This window comes from Salinisphaera sp. C84B14 (assembly GCF_040361435.1).
Taxonomy (GTDB): Bacteria; Pseudomonadota; Gammaproteobacteria; order Nevskiales; family Salinisphaeraceae; genus Salinisphaera.
Genome location: NZ_APNL01000010.1, coordinates 68450 through 87119, shown reverse-complemented (window position 1 = coordinate 87119; position 18670 = coordinate 68450). Strand labels below are relative to the sequence as shown.

At 63.9% G+C, this 18670-nt stretch carries 19 protein-coding genes; 15 read left to right on the top strand and 4 right to left on the bottom strand.

Translation table 11 applies throughout. The features are described 5' to 3' along the window. Nucleotides 1-158 precede the first annotated feature (158 nt). On the top strand, nucleotides 159-1046 hold the full coding sequence (gene gluQRS / locus C84B14_RS10465; protein ID WP_353223947.1) for a tRNA glutamyl-Q(34) synthetase GluQRS: 888 nt from the start codon (nucleotides 159-161) through the stop codon (nucleotides 1044-1046). A gap of 151 nt (nucleotides 1047-1197) precedes the next feature. On the opposite strand, the gene C84B14_RS10460 is transcribed toward gluQRS, so the two are convergent. After that, the gene (locus tag C84B14_RS10460; RefSeq protein ID WP_353223945.1) at nucleotides 1198-1707 is read right to left on the bottom strand and encodes a DUF6231 family protein; all 510 of its coding nucleotides are present in this window, start codon (nucleotides 1705-1707) and stop codon (nucleotides 1198-1200) included. A gap of 169 nt (nucleotides 1708-1876) precedes the next feature. Further along, entirely contained in the window at nucleotides 1877-3040 is a 1164-nt protein-coding gene (locus tag C84B14_RS10455; RefSeq protein WP_353223944.1) for an OmpA family protein, read from the bottom strand. Between the two features lie 204 nt (nucleotides 3041-3244). Here C84B14_RS10455 and prfB point away from each other — a divergent pair. Both prfB and lysS read left to right on the top strand, forming a co-directional pair. Then, nucleotides 3245-4343 (top strand): peptide chain release factor 2 gene (gene prfB / locus C84B14_RS10450; protein WP_353223942.1). Its coding sequence is split into 2 segments (ribosomal slippage): nucleotides 3245-3316 and nucleotides 3318-4343, totalling 1098 coding nucleotides; the frame shifts between segments, so codons are not numbered across the junction. 55 nt (nucleotides 4344-4398) lie between these two features. After that, nucleotides 4399-5904 (top strand): lysine--tRNA ligase, encoded by a 1506-nt coding sequence (gene lysS / locus C84B14_RS10445; RefSeq protein ID WP_353223940.1) that lies wholly within the window; start codon nucleotides 4399-4401, stop codon nucleotides 5902-5904. Between the two features lie 43 nt (nucleotides 5905-5947). On the opposite strand, the gene ygfZ is transcribed toward lysS, so the two are convergent. Further along, on the bottom strand, nucleotides 5948-6823 hold the full coding sequence (ygfZ, locus tag C84B14_RS10440; RefSeq protein ID WP_353223939.1) for a CAF17-like 4Fe-4S cluster assembly/insertion protein YgfZ: 876 nt from the start codon (nucleotides 6821-6823) through the stop codon (nucleotides 5948-5950). A 129-nt stretch (nucleotides 6824-6952) separates the two neighbouring features. Between ygfZ and C84B14_RS10435 the strand changes: the two genes are divergently transcribed. The 8 genes from C84B14_RS10435 (at nucleotide 6953) to C84B14_RS10400 (ending at nucleotide 12898) form a co-directional block, all read left to right on the top strand. Beyond that, nucleotides 6953-7165 carry a DUF1674 domain-containing protein gene (locus C84B14_RS10435; RefSeq protein WP_348766104.1) on the top strand — a complete coding sequence of 71 codons (213 nt, stop codon included), beginning with the start codon at nucleotides 6953-6955 and terminating at the stop codon, nucleotides 7163-7165. 42 nt (nucleotides 7166-7207) lie between these two features. Next, on the top strand, nucleotides 7208-7594 hold the full coding sequence (sdhC, locus tag C84B14_RS10430) for a succinate dehydrogenase, cytochrome b556 subunit (RefSeq protein WP_348766103.1): 387 nt from the start codon (nucleotides 7208-7210) through the stop codon (nucleotides 7592-7594). Between the two features lie 31 nt (nucleotides 7595-7625). Then, complete coding sequence (gene sdhD / locus C84B14_RS10425) at nucleotides 7626-8012, top strand: succinate dehydrogenase, hydrophobic membrane anchor protein (RefSeq protein ID WP_353223936.1); 387 nt, start codon at nucleotides 7626-7628, stop codon at nucleotides 8010-8012. Then, the gene (gene sdhA, locus C84B14_RS10420) at nucleotides 8012-9802 is read left to right on the top strand and encodes a succinate dehydrogenase flavoprotein subunit (RefSeq protein ID WP_348766101.1); all 1791 of its coding nucleotides are present in this window, start codon (nucleotides 8012-8014) and stop codon (nucleotides 9800-9802) included. The genes sdhD and sdhA overlap by 1 nt, the downstream gene beginning before the upstream one ends. 61 nt (nucleotides 9803-9863) lie before the next feature. Next, nucleotides 9864-10643: a succinate dehydrogenase iron-sulfur subunit gene (locus C84B14_RS10415; protein WP_348766100.1), complete on the top strand. Its 780-nt coding sequence runs from the start codon at nucleotides 9864-9866 to the stop codon at nucleotides 10641-10643. 78 nt (nucleotides 10644-10721) lie between these two features. Continuing rightward, nucleotides 10722-10979 carry an FAD assembly factor SdhE gene (locus C84B14_RS10410; RefSeq protein WP_353223934.1) on the top strand — a complete coding sequence of 86 codons (258 nt, stop codon included), beginning with the start codon at nucleotides 10722-10724 and terminating at the stop codon, nucleotides 10977-10979. 3 nt (nucleotides 10980-10982) lie between these two features. After that, entirely contained in the window at nucleotides 10983-11444 is a 462-nt protein-coding gene (locus C84B14_RS10405) for a protein YgfX (RefSeq protein ID WP_353223932.1), read from the top strand. After that, on the top strand, nucleotides 11441-12898 hold the full coding sequence (locus C84B14_RS10400) for an alpha/beta fold hydrolase (protein ID WP_353223930.1): 1458 nt from the start codon (nucleotides 11441-11443) through the stop codon (nucleotides 12896-12898). Before C84B14_RS10405 ends, C84B14_RS10400 begins: the two co-directional genes overlap by 4 nt. Here the strand turns inward: C84B14_RS10400 and nadB are convergent. Further along, nucleotides 12883-14541 (bottom strand): L-aspartate oxidase, encoded by a 1659-nt coding sequence (gene nadB, locus C84B14_RS10395; protein WP_348766096.1) that lies wholly within the window; start codon nucleotides 14539-14541, stop codon nucleotides 12883-12885. The two genes, C84B14_RS10400 and nadB, sit on opposite strands and share 16 nt — an antisense overlap. Nucleotides 14542-14764: 223 nt before the next feature. Between nadB and rpoE the strand changes: the two genes are divergently transcribed. The 4 genes from rpoE to C84B14_RS10375 all read left to right on the top strand — a co-directional run bounded on the left by rpoE (nucleotide 14765) and on the right by C84B14_RS10375 (nucleotide 18596). Further along, nucleotides 14765-15340 (top strand): RNA polymerase sigma factor RpoE, encoded by a 576-nt coding sequence (gene rpoE / locus C84B14_RS10390; RefSeq protein WP_353223928.1) that lies wholly within the window; start codon nucleotides 14765-14767, stop codon nucleotides 15338-15340. A 7-nt stretch (nucleotides 15341-15347) separates the two neighbouring features. Continuing rightward, entirely contained in the window at nucleotides 15348-16040 is a 693-nt protein-coding gene (locus C84B14_RS10385; protein WP_353223926.1) for a sigma-E factor negative regulatory protein, read from the top strand. After that, nucleotides 16037-17059: a MucB/RseB C-terminal domain-containing protein gene (locus tag C84B14_RS10380; protein ID WP_353223924.1), complete on the top strand. Its 1023-nt coding sequence runs from the start codon at nucleotides 16037-16039 to the stop codon at nucleotides 17057-17059. The genes C84B14_RS10385 and C84B14_RS10380 overlap by 4 nt, the downstream gene beginning before the upstream one ends. Before the next feature lie 97 nt (nucleotides 17060-17156). Then, a complete protein-coding gene (locus C84B14_RS10375) occupies nucleotides 17157-18596 on the top strand; it encodes a DegQ family serine endoprotease (RefSeq protein WP_353223922.1) in 1440 nt (479 codons plus the stop codon). Nucleotides 18597-18670 lie beyond the last annotated feature (74 nt).

Sequence of the window (18670 nt, the reverse complement as noted above, 5' to 3'; positions counted from 1 at the left end):
TACCCCGACCATCTTTCTTTCCGGCGGCGCCGAGCGCGCCACCGACTGCCGCGCCATGTGCATAGGCGTAGGCCCCTAGGCTGTGCCCAGCCGCTCCTTCGACTTCCTGTCTCCAAGCGGCATGCGATGTTCGCTGCCCGAGCAGCCTTCTTCTCGTAATGACCGCCGTGGTCGGGCGCTTTGCACCGTCGCCGAGCGGCGCCTTGCACATCGGTTCGCTGGTCGCCGCGCTGAGCAGCTTTCTTCAGGCCCGTGCCCAGGGTGGCCGTTGGCTGCTGCGAATGGACGACCTTGATACGCCTCGGGTCGAGCCGGGCGCGGCCGCGCGTATTCTTGACGCACTTAGGTTCTTCCAGCTCGAATGGGACGACGAGGTTCTCTATCAGGACGGGCGACGCCCTGCCTACCGGCTCGCAATTGAGCGCCTCAAACACGCCGGGCTGGCCTTCGACTGTGGCTGCACGCGTCGCGAGGCGCGCTCGGGTCGGGTCGGTATCGAGGGGCCTATCTATCCGGGTACCTGCCGCGCCGGCCTGCCGGCCGGCCGCCATGCACGCTCGGTGCGCTTTCGCGTGGGCGGGCAGCTTGTGAGGGTGGCCGACGCGGTGCAGGGCATTTACGAACAGCGCCTCGATCGGGATATCGGTGATTTCGTGATCAGGCGTGCCGACGGCATTGTGGCTTATCAGCTCGCGACCGTGCTCGACGACGCCTACCAAGGCGTCACCGAAGTGGTGCGCGGCGCTGATTTGTTGTCATCGACGCCGCGACAGATCGCGCTTCAGCACGCGCTGGGTGTAGATACGCCTCGCTATGCCCATGTTCCGGTGGTGGTGGATCCCGCCGGAGAAAAACTGGGCAAGAGCACAGGCGCAATCCCGCTCAGACCGGAAAAGCCCGGCGCGCAGTTGACTCGGTGTCTGGTCTGGCTCGGTCAGCGGCCGCCGGAGACCCTCTGGGACGCGAGCGCGCGTCGTGTGCTTAACTGGGGCGTCGACAACTGGTCGCTGGATCGCGTGCCTAAGACGCTGGAAACCAAGGCTTAACCTGCCAGATCGGATACCCTCATCGCTGGTTCGGTGCGAGTTAGGCTGTGCCTCTCCGGACTCCCCGCATTGATCCCCGTGGTGGATGGACTCGCTTGCTCCCGCCTCGCGTTCACTCGCTTGAGGCGGCTGTGCTACGGCCTCGCAAAGCTCACCAGCGTTCCCGATCCCAGCGCTCCGGGTTGGCCCAGTAGCGTGAGTTCAGCCAATCGGGTGTGGTCTTGTAGTCGCGGATATCGTATCGATAGACGGCGACGGCGGGGCCGACGCTGCGGCTATCGGGGCTGCGGCGAAAACCCAGGGCGATGAAGTCGCTGATTGTCCAGGGCTCGGCCGTCTGGGCGCGGGTATCGACACAGACGAGCACGGTGCCGGCGAGCTGGTCGCGCAGACGGCTTATCAGCTGGCGGCCTTCGCGCTTATTCAGTTCGCTAATCATGGCCGGAAGCACGATCGCGAGGTCGAATCGTGCGGCCGTCGAATCCGTGTCGGACATGTCCGCTACGCTCGATGCTGTGCAGACAGCGCCATGGCGGGACGCGAGCGCCTGCAGCGCGTCTCGGCGCGTCGAGTCTTGGCCCATCAGCAACAGCCGTTGCGGGGCATGCTCGTGGAGGCATCTTTCGAGATACGCGCGCAGTGGGTCGTTCGATGTTTCCATTGCGATAGGTTGCCCTGCCGATGATTGAACGCTCAAGCGGCGGTCTGTCGGTCGTCTAAGCTACTCGACCGATGCCGAGGGGCTTTACCATCGTCCGAGCGTCAGGCAAAAAAAAGCCCGGCCTCCGAAGAGGCCGGGCCCGACTTCAAACAGTCGGTCTAACCGATTGTTACTGCTCGGTAACGTTCAGTTCGACGCGACGGTTCTGAGCGCGGCCAGCGGCCGTCTCGTTGGTCGCAACCGGGTTGGACTCGCCATGACCCTGCGTGCCGGTAATACGGCTCGAGGTGACGCCGTGCTGGATCAGGTACTGACGCACCGAGTCCACACGACGCTGGGAGAGGCCCTGGTTGTACTGTTCGGTGCCGATGCTGTCGGTGTAGCCATCGATACGGAACTTCACTTCAGAGCTGGCCTGCAGCGCGTCAACAACGTTGTTGAGGCGGTTTTCGGCCTGCATCGTCAGCTTGGCGGAATCGAACTCGAAGGTCACGCCCTTGAGGACGATCGGGGCCTTCTTCTCGATCGGGCAGCCACGTGCGTCGACTTCCGTGCCACGCGGGGTGCCGGGGCACTGGTCGTTGGCATCGATCACGCCGTCGCCATCGCTATCCATCGGCTGGGCCGGAGCGGGGGCCGGAGCCGGCTCGGCAGCAGCCGTCGGGGGAGCACCCAGCGGAATCTGGAGGCCCAGCGACAGGATGTGGTCGTCGTAACGCTGATCTTCGTAGCCGGCGCCGTAGATGTCCGCGGAATCCACGGTGGTGTAACGGTAGCGGTACTCAGCACGCACGGCCAGGCCGTAGTCGTTCAGCTGATACATGTAACCCAGACCGGCGTCCAGGAAGTCGGTGTCCGCATCGTCGCCGATGCCGATCGGGCCCTGGCCATCACCGGCGACGTCGACGCCATTGAAGCCGGGATCCGTCTTGCCCCAGGCAGCGCCGAGGATGCCGTAGACCGGCAGCGTGTCGCGGGCCGGGAAGAACAGGGCGTCCAGACCAAAGCCGTACAGGTCGGCGTCGGCCTTGCTATTGCCAACCCGCTGTTCCGGGTTGAAATAGAAGCCGAACAGCTCCAGGTTCAACCAGCTGTTGATCGGCTTACCGATCGCCAGCGTGCCACCGATGCTGTCGTCGTTATCGGTGCTCAGCGAACCGAAGCTGCTGCCGTCGTTGCCGACGGTGTCGTTGTCGAAGAAGCCGTAGCTGACCATCGGCGCCACGTAGAAGCGCTTGTCCTGCGGCGTGTCCATCTGCGCCATGGCGCTGCCCGCGAATGCGAGCCCCAGTGCGCCAGCAACACCTGCGGTAAGCGGTTGCTTGAATTTCATAGTTCAAAACTCCCTTGAACGGGTTTAGGTTTGTTGTGCGGTCCCATTCACCGAACTGGCGAACAAGCGTTCCCAAACCGGTGACGTGCAACCGGATTATGGAGGTTATCGCTGGAATTAGCAATTAATTCTCGCGCTTGTGCTGTACGTCGTAAGCTGTAATGATCCGCGCCCGCAACGCACCCCCAATGAATAGGAAAGTCAATGGATACCAACGCTGTGAACACCCGCATGCAGGAATTGCGCGCGCGTCTTGGCGACCTCAGGGGGTATCTTTGACTACGCTGAAAAGAAAGACCGCCTAGACGAAATCGACGCCGAGCTCGCCCAGGGCGATATATGGGCTAACGATCCGGACAAGGCGCAGGCTTTCGGTCAGGAAAAGGCGCGGCTGGAAGAAGTTGTTCGGCCCATGGAGAAGTCACTCACGATCCTGGACGACAGCGAGGAGCTTGTGGAGCTGGCGGCCATGGAAGAGGACGCCTCGGTAATCGAGGATGTCGCTGCCGAGCTCGATGCGGTGGAGTCGCATCTGAAGAGCCTGGAGTTTCAGCGCATGTTCTCCGGCGAAGCAGACGCGAGCAATGCGTTCGTCGATATCCAGTCCGGCTCGGGCGGCACGGAAGCGCAGGACTGGGCCGAAATGCTGTTGCGCATGTACCTGCGCTGGTGCGAGCGCCGTGGCTTCGCCACCGAGGTCACCGAGCTTTCACCGGGCGAGGTGGCCGGTATCAAGAGCGCAACGGTTGCCGTGACCGGCAGCTATGCCTATGGCTGGCTGCGAACGGAAACCGGCGTACACCGTCTGGTACGCAAGTCGCCGTTCGATTCCGGCGCGCGGCGCCACACCTCGTTTGCCGCGGTATTCGTCGCGCCGGAAATCGATGACGAGATTTCCATCGATATCGATCCATCGGATCTGCGGGTGGATGTCTACCGTGCCAGCGGCGCGGGCGGGCAGCACGTCAACCGTACCGAGTCGGCGGTACGAATCACGCATAATCCCACGGGCATCGTTGTTCAGTGTCAGAACGACCGTTCCCAGCACAAGAACCGTGCGACCGCGATGAAGCAGCTGCAGTCCAAGCTGTATGAACGAGAGCTGGCGGCACGTCGGGCTGAAGCCGAGGCCACCGAGGCCGACAAGTCGGATATCGGCTGGGGCAGTCAGATTCGTTCCTACGTGCTCGATCAGTCGCGCATCAAGGATCTGCGTACGGGCGTGGAAGTGGGCAATACCCAGGCGGTGCTCGACGGCGATCTGGACGCGTTCGTCGAGGAAAGCCTCAAGCAAGGGCTTTGAAACACAGGCACCGGGCCTGACAGCCATTCTTAAATATATACAGGGACGACACGACATGACCGATACCGGGGCCAGCGACACCGATACCCACCGTCTGGTTGCCCAGCGCAAGGAGAAACTTCAGGCGTGGCGCGAGCAGGGTGCGGCTTTCCCGAACGATTTTCGCCCCGACGCGCTCGCGGGCGAGTTGCAGCGCGCTCACGCCGACGACGATGCGGGCACATTGGATGAACGCGCCCAGCAGGTAGCGGTCGCCGGCCGGCTACTGGCCAAACGCGTCATGGGCAAACTCAGCTTTGCCACGCTACAGGACCGCAGTGGCCGTATTCAGTTGTTCGTACAGCGCGACCTGCTGGGCGAAGAGGCCTACAAGGCCTTCAAGCAGCTGGATATAGGCGATATCGTCGGCGTGCGCGGAGCCCTGTCGCGCACCAACAAGGGCGAGCTCTCGGTTCGCGCGACCGAGCTGCAGTTGCTCACCAAGTCGCTGCGACCGCTGCCGGAAAAGTGGCATGGCTTGGCTGATACCGAGGCACGCTATCGTCAGCGTTATGTCGATCTGATCATGCACCCGGACTCGCGTGCCGTATTCATGGCCCGCAGCGCGATCGTGCGCGGGGTGCGGGACTTCTTCGAATCCCGTGATTTCCTCGAGGTGGAAACGCCCATGCTGCAGGCCATCCCCGGTGGCGCAGCAGCACGCCCGTTCGTGACCCACTACAACGCGCTGGATCACGACTTCTATCTGCGTGTCGCCCCCGAGCTTTATCTTAAGCGCCTCGTAGTCGGCGGGCTGGAGAAGGTGTTCGAGCTCAACCGCAATTTCCGTAATGAAGGGGTGTCGACCCGGCACAACCCCGAGTTCACGATGCTCGAGTTTTATCAGGCATATGCGGACTACCACGACCTGATGGACCTGATCGAGTCATTGTTGCGGGACCTGTCGGCCCATGTCGAAGCGCGCCATGCCCAGGCCTGCAGCGACCAGGCGATACGTTTTGATGCGCCGTTCGAGCGCCTGTCGATGCGTGATGCGGTGCTCAAGTACAATAGCAATATCGAGCCACAAGATATTGATAGGATAGATAAATTATCCGATACGGCGGCTCGCCACGGGGTCAAGGGCGAGGCGGGCTGGGGTTATGGCAAATGGCTCACCGAGCTGTTCGAGCATACGGTCGAGCATCGGCTGGAAACGCCCACCTTCATCATCGATTACCCGGCCGAGGTTTCGCCGCTGGCGCGCCGTCGCGACGACGATCCCGATGTGACCGAACGCTTCGAGCTGTTCGTTGCCGGGCGCGAGATTGCCAACGGCTTCTCCGAGCTCAACGATGCCGAAGATCAGGCCGAGCGTTTCGCAGCGCAGGCCGATGCCAAGGCGGCTGGCGACGACGAAGCCATGTACTACGACGCCGACTACGTGAACGCGCTCGAATACGGCCTGCCGCCAACGGCCGGCGCCGGCATCGGTATCGATCGCCTGGTGATGCTGTTGACCGGTCGCAGCGCGATCCGCGACGTGCTGTTGTTTCCGCAGCTGCGTCCGCAGGGGCAATAATCGAGAGCTGCTGCGACCGGTCGGCCCGACGCTTGCGGCGGCGCTAGACCGGCGTCGGGTAAGGCAGCTCGCCCGGTTCCAGCGTGGCGTTGGCGGTGGCAAGCGGTTGCTGCGCGGCGCTCGTTTTGAGCACCGCCAGCAGCGTGCCCCTGCTTTGCTCGGCGGATGGCGCGGCGTAGAGCACCGTGCCCGCACGTTCGCCCTGGTCATCGAGCACGTCGCTGCCGGGCACGGGCATTTCGCCTTGCCAGAACAGCCGGTACATACGGCGCGTGAGTTTGCCGCGGTAGTGCAGCCGTGCAATGACCTCCTGGCCGGGATAGCAGCCCTTGTCGAAATCGATGGCCTGCAGCCAGTGCAGGTTGAGCATTTGGGGGACGAACAGCCCCTGTGTGGCCGGCGCCAACGCCGGTATGCCGGCATCGATTTCCTCGGCCAGCCAGTCGGGCGCGTCGGTTGCGATCGAGTCTTGCGCGACCCCATGCTCGTTCGGAGAAATTTCCAGCGCGCGTGGTTCGCCGCCCGCGCCGGCAGACAGACCCAGCAGCACGGCGTCGCCCGCGGTACGTACTCTTGACGCGGCGGGCAGGTCACCTCCGCGGCGACCCACGATACGAAGCGTATCGCGACCGTCGTGAAGTTTGACCGCCGCGCGCAACACGTACATCTGTAAGCGCTTGATCAGCCCGTCGATGAGTGATTCCGGCACCACCAGCCAGTAGCCGTCGTCGCGCTCGCAAACGCGTGCAACCATCTGCGCTCGGCCCTTGGCGTCGCACCAGGCGGCCAGGAAGTGGCGGTCCTGGCCCAGCCGCATCACGTCGTTGGTGAGCTGGGCGCGCAGGAAATCGGCCGCATCGGGTCCGGTGACTGCGATGACGCCAAGCGCGCTTGGCGCCGCGGCGGTGGAATCGGTCATAGGTGCATCCAAGTCTTGTGTGGCTCGTATTCTAGCCATAGCGTAAAGTCGCTGTTATATGCAGCTGGGCCGGTCGGTTCAGCCAATGTTCACATTGCCAGAAACCCGACACGGGTTTAGAGTATCGCCATGTCAGACGAACGTTTGTCCGCTGAGGACGACTCCCAAGCCGGCGCTCCCGCCCGGTCGCAAGAGCAAGAGTCCGCACCGCAGCCCGCCGATTCCAGCCCGCCCGCCAAGCCCAATACGCTCGATCTTCCGCCCGAATACGGCGGTCGCAAGGGCCCGGAGCCCGTGCGCTACGGGGATTGGGAGAAGAACGGACGCTGCATCGATTTCTGACCCCCTTATCACGTTCTTTTCATTGCCATTTCGGGGACCTTCATGAGTCAACAGGCTAACCGCCCGCTATCGCCGCATCTGCAGATCTATCGCTGGCAGATCTCGATGCTTACGTCGATCGCGCATCGCGCGTCCGGCATCGTTCTTGCGCTGGGCAGCGTATTCCTTGCCGTATGGCTAATCGCCGCTGCCAGCGGCCCGGATGCTTTTTCCAGCGTCAACGGTTTTGCCGCCTCCTGGTTCGGCCAGCTGTTGATGTTCGGGTGGTCGTTCGCACTGTTCTACCACCTGTGCAACGGCATCCGCCACCTGGTATGGGACGTGGGCATCGGCCTGGATCTGGAAACCGCGCGCATGACCGGCTATGTCGCGATTGGCGTCGCCGCCGCGCTGACCCTGTTTGTCTGGATCTGGGCGTTCATCGCCTGATCGACTCGATTTAGTGTTCCGGGAGATTTAAATGAGCAGTATTCGTTCATCGCTAGCCAGCGCGCGCGGGCTAGGCAGCGCCAAGACGGGCGTGTCGCATTGGTGGTTTCAGCGTGTCAGCGCGGTCGCGCTCGTGCCGCTGACCCTGTGGTTCGTTGCCTGTCTGGCCTCGCAGCTGGGCGCGGATTACTCCAGCGTTACCGACTGGCTGTCGTCGCCGTTGCAGGCGTCGCTGCTGGCGATCTATCTGGCCGCGATCTTTTTCCATTCGCAGCTCGGCCTGCAGACCATTATTGAAGACTACGTACACCACGAAGGCGCGAAAATGGCGCTGCTGATTGGTTTTCAGCTTCTCAATATTCTGCTGGCCGTGGCCGCTATCTTTTCCGTCATCATGATTCTTGTAGGAGCCGCCTGATGAGCGAAAGCTACGACATCATCGACCACCAGCACGACGTCGTGGTGGTGGGTGCCGGTGGTTCCGGTCTGCGCGCCACGCGCGGCCTGGCAGACGCCGGCCTTTCCACTGCCTGTATCACCAAGGTCTTTCCCACCCGTAGCCACACCGTGGCGGCCCAGGGCGGTATCGCATCCGCGCTCGGCAACATGGGTGAGGACGACTGGCGCTGGCACGCCTACGACACCATCAAGGGTGGTGACTGGCTGGGCGATCAGGACGCCATTGAATACCTCACCAAGGAGGCTATTCCGGCGATCATCGAACTCGAGCACGACGGCGTGCCGTTCTCGCGCACCGAAGACGGCCGTATCTATCAGCGCCCGTTCGGCGGCATGACCACGCACTTTGGCGAAGGGACTGCACAGCGCACCTGTGCTGCGGCCGACCGTACCGGCCATGCGCTGCTGCATACGCTTTATCAGCAGTCGCTCAAGGCGCGTGCCGAGTTCTTCATCGAATACTTCGCCATCGACCTGCTGATGACCGAAGACGGCGAATGCCGCGGCGTGCTGGCCTGGGACCTGCAGGGCGGGCAGCTGCATCGCTTCCGTGCCCACCAGGTCATCCTGGCCACCGGCGGCTACGGCCGTGCCTACTTCTCCTGCACCTCCGCGCATACCTGCACGGGCGACGGCATGGGCATGGCGCTGCGCGCCGGCCTGCCGCTGCAGGATCCCGAATTCGTGCAGTTTCATCCGACCGGTATTTACGGCGCGGGCTGCCTGATCACCGAAGGCGCACGCGGCGAGGGCGGTTATCTGACCAACTCGGAAGGCGAGCGCTTCATGGAGCGCTATGCGCCGAACGCCAAGGATCTGGCGTCGCGCGACGTGGTCAGCCGTGCCGAAACGGTCGAGATCAACGAAGGTCGCGGCGTGGGCGAGAACAAGGACCACACGCTGCTGCATCTCGAGCATCTCGGCCCGGAAGTGCTGCACGAGCGCCTGCCGGGCATCACCGAAACCGCGATGATCTTCTCCGGCGTGGATGCCACCAAGGAGCCGATCCCAGTGCTGCCCACCGTGCATTACAACATGGGCGGCGTGCCCACCAACGCCTTCGGCGAAGTGGTCACGCTCAAGGACGGCGATCCGGATTCGGTCGTGCCCGGGCTGATGGCGGTCGGCGAAGCCGGCTGTGTGTCGGTACACGGTGCCAATCGTCTGGGCTCCAACTCGCTGCTCGACCTGGTCGTGTTCGGCCGTGCGGCCGCACACCGTTGCACGGAAGTCGTGCGCAAGGGCGCGCCGCATCGGGGTGATATCAAGGCCTCGGAAGAGAAGGCCCTGAGCCGTTTCGACAAGCTGCGTTATGCCAAGGGCGACACGCCCACGGCCGAGCTGCGTTCGAGCCTGCAGAACTCCATGCAGAAATACGCGGCCGTGTTCCGCAATACCGAGAGCCTGGAAACCGGCGCCAAGCAGATCAGCGAGGAAGTCGAGGCGTTTGCCAACGTCGGCGTGACCGACCGCTCGATGACCTGGAACAGCGATCTGGTGGAAACCCTGGAGCTCGAGAATCTGCTTGGCTGTGCCATCACGACGATGCACGCCGCCGCCAATCGCAAGGAAAGTCGCGGCGCGCACGCGCACGAGGAATACACCGAGCGCGACGACGAGAACTGGATGAAGCACACGCTCATCTGGCACCACGGCGGCCCGGATACGCAGATCGACTATCGGCCCGTGCACATGAACCCCATGACGGACGATATGGAGCATGTGCCGCCGAAGAAGCGGACCTACTAACGCATAACATCGTCGCCGGCCGTCAGGCCGGCGGCCTGCCACTGAGTAATGGAGGCCTGTCATGGCTGAATTCCGACTGCCGAAGAATTCGCGCATCGCCAAGGGCAAGAAGTTCGAGGCGCCTAAGGGTGCGAAGAACGTCAAGACGTTCCGTATCTATCGCTGGGAACCCGAATCGGGCGAGAACCCGCGCGTTGACAGCTTTGCTATCGACCTCGACAAGTGCGGGCCGATGGTTCTCGATGCGGTCATCAAGATCAAGAACGAGATCGACCCCACGCTGACCTTCCGTCGCTCCTGTCGTGAAGGCATCTGTGGTTCCTGTGCGTTCAATATCGACGGCAAGAACACGCTGGCCTGCACCACGCGCATCACCGATATCGATGGCGACGTGCGTATCTATCCGCTGCCGCATATGCCGGTGGTCAAGGATCTGGTGCCGGACCTGACGCACTTCTACGCCCAGCTCGAATCGATTGAGCCGTGGATCAAGACGGATACGCCGGCACCGACCCGCGAACGCCTGCAAACGCCCGAGGACCGCGCCAAGCTTGACGGTCTTTACGAGTGCATTCTGTGTGCCTGCTGCTCGACCTCCTGCCCGAGCTACTGGTGGAACCCGGAACGCTATCTCGGCCCGGCCGTGCTGCTGCAGGCCTATCGCTGGATCGTGGATTCGCGCGACGAGGCCACCGGCGACCGTCTCGACGACCTTGAAGACCCGTTCAAGCTGTATCGGTGCCATACCATCATGAACTGCACCAATACCTGCCCCAAGGGCCTGAACCCGGCCAAGGCGATTGCCGAAACCAAGAAGCTGCTGCTCGAACGCCGCGGCTGATTGCTTCCTTGGCCCGCCGACGCCGGCGGGCCATTCCCCTAGGCCGATCCAGGTCGGCCCTTCCCACCCGAGCAAACCATGAGCGAAAAATCGCGCATACGTTGGCTGTGCCGGCGCGGAATGAAGGAGCTCGACGTGCTCCTCGAACGCTTCGTGGCCAACGAGTACGATGACCTCGACGAACGCGAGCAGGCAGGGCTGCGCGAGCTGTTGGAAATGGAAGATCCGGATCTTTACGCGCTCGTGATGGGGCGCATGGAAGCGCCAACGCAGGTGCAGGCGGATCTGCTCTCGCGTATCCGCCAATTCCAGCGGCCGCAGGGCGCCGCACGGTAACCGATGTCGAATCCGTTCGCCGATACGTTGCACATGCGTGTGCGCGTCTCGGCGGCGCACCGCGTCTTTGTCCTCGGCCTGCACGGGGCAGCGGCCTTCGTCATCCTTTATCTGGCCATCGCACGCCCGTGGCTGATAGCGCTGCTGCCGGTGGTCGCTGTTGCGGGCTACCGCAGCTATTGCAACGCGTTACTCGAGCGCGCCGGCAGTATCGTGCGCCTGCGCTATCCCACGGACGGTCCGTGGCGCTGGCAAACGCGGAGTGGCGTCTGGCATAGCGGCCGTCTCACCCACGCCTTTAGCGCCGGCGACTGGCTCGTCGTACTACGCCTGCGTGAAGACGGCGATTGGTTTAGGGAGCGCAGCTGCGTGCTGTTTGCAGATGCGCTGGATGCGCAAACCCATCGCCGGCTCCGCGCTCGACTGACGATTGCGCCGGATCCACGCCGCGCCGATCCGGCATGATCCGCCTGACCCGGCTCTTCGGCCTGGCGTTTGCGATAAGCCTGCTCGCTGGTGTGAGCCAAGGACTGGCAGCCGGTGCGGGCACGGCGCATATTCGTTGGACGGCGTGCCCGGCTATGCCGGACGCGCCCAGTGCCGCACAGGTCGAATGCGGATGGCTGTCGGTCGGCGCGAAGATCGGCGGTCAGCCGCTACGACTCCGATTCGCTGTGCTGCGAGCACATCCGGATCGTCACGACCCGAACCCGGTGTTGTATGTGCCGGGCGGGCCCGGAGAAAGCGCAGGCCTCGACGCGGCCGGGTTGGTCGGTTGGCAGCGCTGGCAGCAGCGCGCCGGCTGGCCCCACGATATCGTGCTGATGGACCCGCGGGGGACCGGTGAAAGCCGTCCGCGTATCGGTTGCTCGGCCAAGCCTGTCGTGCCGCTGCGAGCGCCGGCTTCGCCGCAGGCAGACAAGGGCTTCGCGCAGGAGGCCGCGATCATCCAGCACTGCCTGGATCGACTGGGCCCCAAGGGCATGCAAGCGCTCGGGCCCGGGCCGCAAATCGCGGATATGTATGCGTTGCTCGACGGTCTGGGTGTCGATCGGGCCACGCTCTGGGGCGTCTCCTACGGCACCCGAATTGCCATGCTGTTCGCGCGGCGCTATCCCGAACGAATAAGCGCGCTGGTGCTCGATTCTGTCGTGCCATTCGACCGTAACGAGCTTGCCGCCTTGCCGCTGCAGATCGACGGCGCTATCCGGCGCTTGCAGGACGTCTGTGCGCAGGTCGGCGACTGTGCGTCGTCTGCGCCGCAGCGAACGCTCGCCGCGCTGTTGGCGCGTTATCAACGTCAGCCGCCGGTGGTCGCACTGCTGCCTTATCGCGGGCTGCCGCCGTTATTTGAAATCACCCCCTATCGGCTGCTGCTGATGGTGTTATTCGCGGCCTACGACAGTGGTCGTGAGGCGGATACCGTCGCCCGCATCGAGCGTGCCCTTAGAGGCGAAACGGCGGCGCTGGTCCCACTGGCTGCGCGGGTCGCGGCTCAGGGCAGTAGTCGTTCACGCAGCGCGGCGACGTTCTGGGCGACCCGCTGTGCCCTCGACAAGGAGCGCGCCAACCCGGCTTTGGCCTGGCAACAGACCCTGTCGGCCATGCCGCTGATTGCGCCGTATCTGCGCCACGCGCCGCAGGGGTCGGTATGCACGCAATGGCCGCTGCCACGCTACCAGGCAGGCAATACGCTGCCGGCACGGCCGATGCTGGTGCTCTCGGGCGAGGCGGATGTGCTCACGCCGCCGGCCTGGGGGCAGGGCTTCGCAGCCGCTTATGTGTCCGCGCGATGGATACAGATAGCCAACGCCGGCCACGCGCCGACTCTGTCCAATCCAAGCGCAATGCGTGCGGCGGCGGATTTTCTGGCCGCGCCAAGCGTAGGCGCTGGCGCCATGCCTCAGAGCGGGCGGTAACTCACGCCCGGGCCGCTGTCGCGAGGGTGCTCGGGCGAGAGCACCGTATGCATGGCCCGCGGCAGGGTATGCGGAAAATCGCTGATGTAGTGCAGGCCGCGGCTTTCGCGCCGATCCAGGGCGCTGCGGATGATCAGTTCGGCGACCTGAGCGAGGTTGCGCAGCTCCAGCAGCCCCGGCGTCACGCGGAAACTGCCGTAGTAGTCATGAATTTCGCGGCGCAGCAGCTCGATACGATGCAGTGCCCGTTCGAGCCGCTTGGTGGTGCGCACAATGCCGACATAGTCCCACATGAACCGACGCAGCTCCTGCCAGTTATGGGCGACAACGACTTCCTCGTCGGAATCCGTCACTCGTGATTCGTCCCAGGCCGGCAGGGCGACGGGCTGGACGCGATCGTCGCGGCTTTCAATATCAGCGGCGGCGGCGCTGGCATAGACGATGCATTCCAGCAGCGAATTGCTGGCCATGCGATTGGCGCCATGCAAACCGGTGAAAGCGCATTCGCCAATCGCATAGACACCGGGAATATCGGTGCGCCCGGCCAGATCGGTTATTACGCCGCCGCAGGTGTAATGGGCGGCCGGTACCACCGGTAACGCTTCCTTGCTCATATCCAGGCCGAGTTCCAGGCAGCGGGCATTGATGGCCGGGAAATGCTTTTCAATGAACGGCTTGCCGGCATGGGTGATATCCAGCCATACATGCGGCTGGCCGGTGCGCTTCATTTCCGCGTCGATTGCCCGGGCCACCACGTCGCGCGGCGCGAGTTCGGCGCGCTCGTCGTGACGGGGCATGAAACGGCTGCCGTCCGCGAGACGCAGCAGTGCGCCTTCGCCGCGCAGGGCTTCGCTGATCAGAAAAGAGCGCGCCTTTGGATGATAGAGGCAGGTCGGGTGGAACTGCATGAATTCCATGTTTGCCACCCGCGCCCCGGCACGCCAGGCCATGGCGATGCCGTCGCCGCTGGCGGCATGCGGATTGCTGCTATAGAGATAGACCAGATTTGCACCGCCGGTGGCCAGTACAACCTGGTCGGCGGCGAACGTGAACACGGTATCCGCCTCGATATCCAGCACGTAGACGCCGCGACAGCGACCGCCGGGTTCGTCGGCGTCGGCGGTGACGATCAGCTCCACCGCCATATGGTGTTCGAACACCGTAATCCGTTCGCTCGCGCGGGTCAGTCCTTCCAGCGTGGTTTCCACGGCGCGCCCGGTGGCATCGTCGGCATGGATGATCCGGCGGTGACTATGTCCGCCTTCGCGGTTCAGATGATAGGCATAGCCCGACTCGTTGTCGGTCTCTTCGGCGCGTGTGAACGGTACGCCGCGCTCGATCAGCCATTCGATCGCGGCGCGCGAGTGCGACACCGTATGCCTTACCGCGGCTTCGTCGCACAGGCCCGCGCCGGCAGCCAGCGTATCGGCCACATGGGCGTCCACGCTGTCCTCGGCATCGAGTACCGCGGAGATGCCGCCCTGGGCGTAGAGCGTGCTGCCCTCAGCCAGCGCGCCCTTGGAAATCACCGCGATACGACGCCCGCTACGGGCCAGGCGAAGGGCGAGCGTAAGGCCGGCCGCGCCGCTGCCTACGACGACGACATCGAAGCGTTTGCATACCGGGGATTCGGTCGACTGCATGACGAAAGCACGTTGCGTCGCTACACTGAGCCTCTCGACGCGTAGGCGTCTCATTCGGTTGTGTAGCGAAAAGATGACGGCTGGCAGCATAGCGCAAAATCAGTGCGAACTTATTTGCGAATCCGCGGTCTACGTGGATAACGGCGTCTTGGTACGCAACAACGAAGAGGTTAATTCGCGCATCGATTGCTCTGGCTTTCCAGATGTCCGGCGCTGCAGATAGATGACTGAAGACGTCAGCGACGAGCAACTGGTAGCCCGCGCCCAGTCCGGCGACGATCGTGCCTTCGACTTGCTCATCCGCAAGTATCAGCACAAGGTCGTCAAGCTGGTGGCACGCTACGTGAGCCCGGCAGACGCGCCGGACGTGGCGCAGGAAGCCTTCATCAAGGCCTACCGCGCGCTCAACGGGTTCAAGGGCAATAGCGCTTTCTATACATGGCTCTATCGCATATCCATCAACACCGCGAAAAACTTTCTGGTGGCCCGTTCACGGCGCCCGGCGAGCCAGGACATCGACGTCGCCGATGCCGAGGCCTTCGGCCATACGGAGCGGTTTTCGGAAGGCGATACGCCCGAGGCGTTGCTGGAAAGCGAAGAGATACGCGATGCGGTGATCGGTGCCATCCGCGAATTACCCGAGGATTTGCGTACCGCGATCATGCTCCGCGAGCTGGATGGCATGAGCTACGAAGAGATTGCACAATCAATGGATTGCCCCGTGGGCACGGTACGCTCGCGTATCTTTCGTGCCCGGGCGGCAATCGAGCAGAAACTGGTGTCCCTGTCGGACAAGTGAGGTCAGCATGAACGAGCAGTTTTCCGCGTTTCTAGACGGCGAGGCCACTCGCGACGAAGCGGACGCAGTAGTCAGCGCCTTGCTACGCGATGAGCAGCTTCGTGAAAGCTGGGGTCGCCAGCACTGGCTGCGCACCACGCTGCGTGCCCACAACGGTGAAATGGCGGTGCCGCTGGACTGCAATTTCTCCGATCGTGTAATGGCGGCCATCGCACAGGATCGACCGGAAGCCGCGGCGGCGCGTCCGGTGGCGGTGCCGATGCGGGTCGCAGCACGACGGCGCTGGCGCAGCATGGCCGGTCTGGCCGCGGTGGCGTCGGCGGCCGGTATCGTGCTGCTGGTGAGCAACCCTCTACGACAGGACGCAACGACGGGCAACAGTCTGGCCAGCGCCTCCGGCAACGGTGCCCCGGCCGCGACGTCGGTGGCCGCGCAGGGCAATGCGGCCGGCATTGGCGGGGCGCAGGCGATGGTCGCCTCCAACGAACTGTCCAGCGACATGCTGCGCCAGGCAGGCCCGAGCCAGGCGGCGGTACAGCGCGGTCCGGCCGACCATTGGTCGGTGTCGGATCCGGCGCTTGAGGACGAACTCAACGGTTATCTGGTCGAGCATAACGGCCTGGCGCGCGGCTACGGCATGTCGGGCACCACGCCGGGCTTCGTGCGCGTGGCTACCTATGGGCAGGATACGCCGCAGTGACGAGAGCGCTTCCTGCGTTCCTGCTGCTGTTTTTTCTGACGGCACTTTCGGCGGCCGCGCAGGCCGCCGATGGTGAAGCATCCGCTAGTGCCGAGGCCGACGGCTCCCTAAACGCGCTGCTTGCCGAGGCGTCCGAGGCGGTTCGTAGTGAAACCTACCGCGGTATTATCGTTTATCTGCGTGAGGGCCAGCTCGACACGCTGCGGGTGATTCATCGCCGGCGCGATGGCCTGGAGCAGGAGCGGCTGGTTTCGTTGACGGGGCAGCCGCGCGAAGTCATTCGGCGCGGAGGGGTGGTCACCTCGATTCTGCCGCAGAACAAGGTCGTGCTGATTTCACAACGCAAGCATGACGGGCTGCTGGGTAGCGTTGCGCAGTTTTCTGCCGACCGCATGGGCGAGCACTACCGGGTAAGCGATATGGGCCAGCGCCGCCTGGCGGACCGGGTGGGTCGGCTTATCAGTATCGAACCGCTCGACGGATACCGGTACGGCTATCGCATGCTTATCGACGACGAGACACGGCTGCCGCTGAAGCTTGATCTGATCAGCGACAACAACGTGCTCGAACAGCTCATGTTCACCCAGGTCGAGTTTCCGAAGTCGATCGACGACGATGAATTCGAGCCGGGGTACGACATCGACGGCTTTCGCGTGGTCAAGCACCAGGCCGTGCAGGTCGAAGACAAGCCGGTGCCCGAAGACGCATGGAAGCCCACCGACCTGCCGCCCGGTTTCGAGCTTGCCGAAGACGGCGTGCGCCGCGTGACCGAAAGCGGTTTCGTGCGCCAGATGCTGTTCACCGACGGCGTGGCTGCAGTGTCTGCCTTCATCGCGCCGGCCGGGCTGCGCAAGCCCCTGGAAGGGGCGACCACCATGGGCGCAGTGAACGCCTACGGGCATGTAGTCGAAGATACGCAAATCACGGTAGTGGGCGAAGTGCCGGCGCGCACCGTCAAGCGCATCGCCGAGAATCTGGTACGCGAAACCCAGTCGGCGAGCCGTAACGTTTCCCCCTGACGCGGGCGGCCGGCTAAGCTAACCTTGCACCCCCTTGGCCATCGCTCGTTATCGGGCACGGCCGGGAATCGCAAGACATCGACCAAAGCGAGTCGCCATGAATTCTCAAGCCCGTGCCCTACGCCTGTTTTTGCTGCTGGTCGTCATGCTTACGCTGCTGGCCGGCTGCGGCGACGACGAGCCCGCGCCGGTGGCAAGCACCGGCCAGTTGCCCGACTTCACCGGGCTGGTCAAACAGGTGTCGCCGGCGGTGGTCAATATAAGCGCGGCGCCGGCCGAAGCCGCCGAACAGGGCGGTGAGGGCGAAAACGGGCCGCTGGAAGGCTGGCTGCGTCGCTTTTTCGAAGACGGCGGGCCGGGCGAGCAGTCGCCGTTGCCGCCGGGCGGTTCGCCGCATGCCTCGCTGGGCTCGGGCTTCATCATCTCCGACGACGGCTATATCCTGACCAACCGCCACGTGGTCGCCAACGCGGGTCAGATCGTGGTTAAGCTCAACGATCGACGCCAGCTGGTCGCCGACGTCGTGGGCCAGGATAGCTATAGCGATCTGGCCGTGCTCAAGGTTGATGCCAGCGATCTGCCGACGGTCAAGGTCGGGAACCCGGACAAGCTGGAGGTCGGCTCCTGGGTGGTGGCGATCGGTTCGCCGTTCGGCTTCGAGACCTCGGTGACCGCCGGTATCGTGTCGGCCAAGCAGCGTAGCCTGGCAAGCGATCAGTACGTGCCGTTCCTGCAAACCGACGTGGCCATCAACCCCGGTAATTCGGGCGGGCCGCTGTTCGATCTGGCCGGTGAAGTGGTCGGCATCAACTCCCAGATCTATAGCCAGACCGGCGGTTATCAGGGCGTATCCTTCGCCATTCCGATCGATATCGCCATGGACGTGGCGAAACAGCTGCGCGATAGCGGCAGCGTCACCCGGGGCTGGCTCGGGGTACAGATTCAGGACGTGGATCGCGAGCTGGCGGAGTCGTTTCGCCTCAAGCGCCCGGAAGGCGCGCTGGTCGCCCGGGTCATGCCCGACAGCCCCGCCCAGGCCGCGGGACTGCAGGCCGGCGACGTGATTCTGTCGTTCAACGACCAGCCCGTCGATTCGGCGGCGTCGCTGCCGCCGCTGGTGGGTACGGTCGCCCCCGGTGAAAGTGCGAGCGTGACGGTACTGCGCGACGGTGAACGTGAAACCATCGAGGTCACGATCGAGAAACTGCCCAAGGATCTGTCCGCGGCGACCGCGCCCGAGCAGGCAGAAAAACCGGCCGAGCAACCCTACGGGCTGACGCTGGAGTCGTTGGATACGGCAGCACGACGTGAACTCGATCTCGAGCAGGGCGGCGTACGGGTCACCGATGTCGCCGACGGCGCTGGCGCCGATGCCGGGCTGGAACCGGGCGATGTCGTGCTCGCGGTGGGCTCTCGCCATGTGGAGGATGTCGCGTCGCTGCGCGAAGCGCTCGACGAGGCCGACGGCGCGGTGGCATTGCTCGTTTTGCGTGACGACCGTCGCCTGTATCTGGCGATGCGTCCGAAAAACAAGTGATGGTCGCCGTGCCCGGCTGAAACTCGCGGCGTTGAGCGCGTATACTCTTGCTCGATCGCATCGCCTCGGCTGTC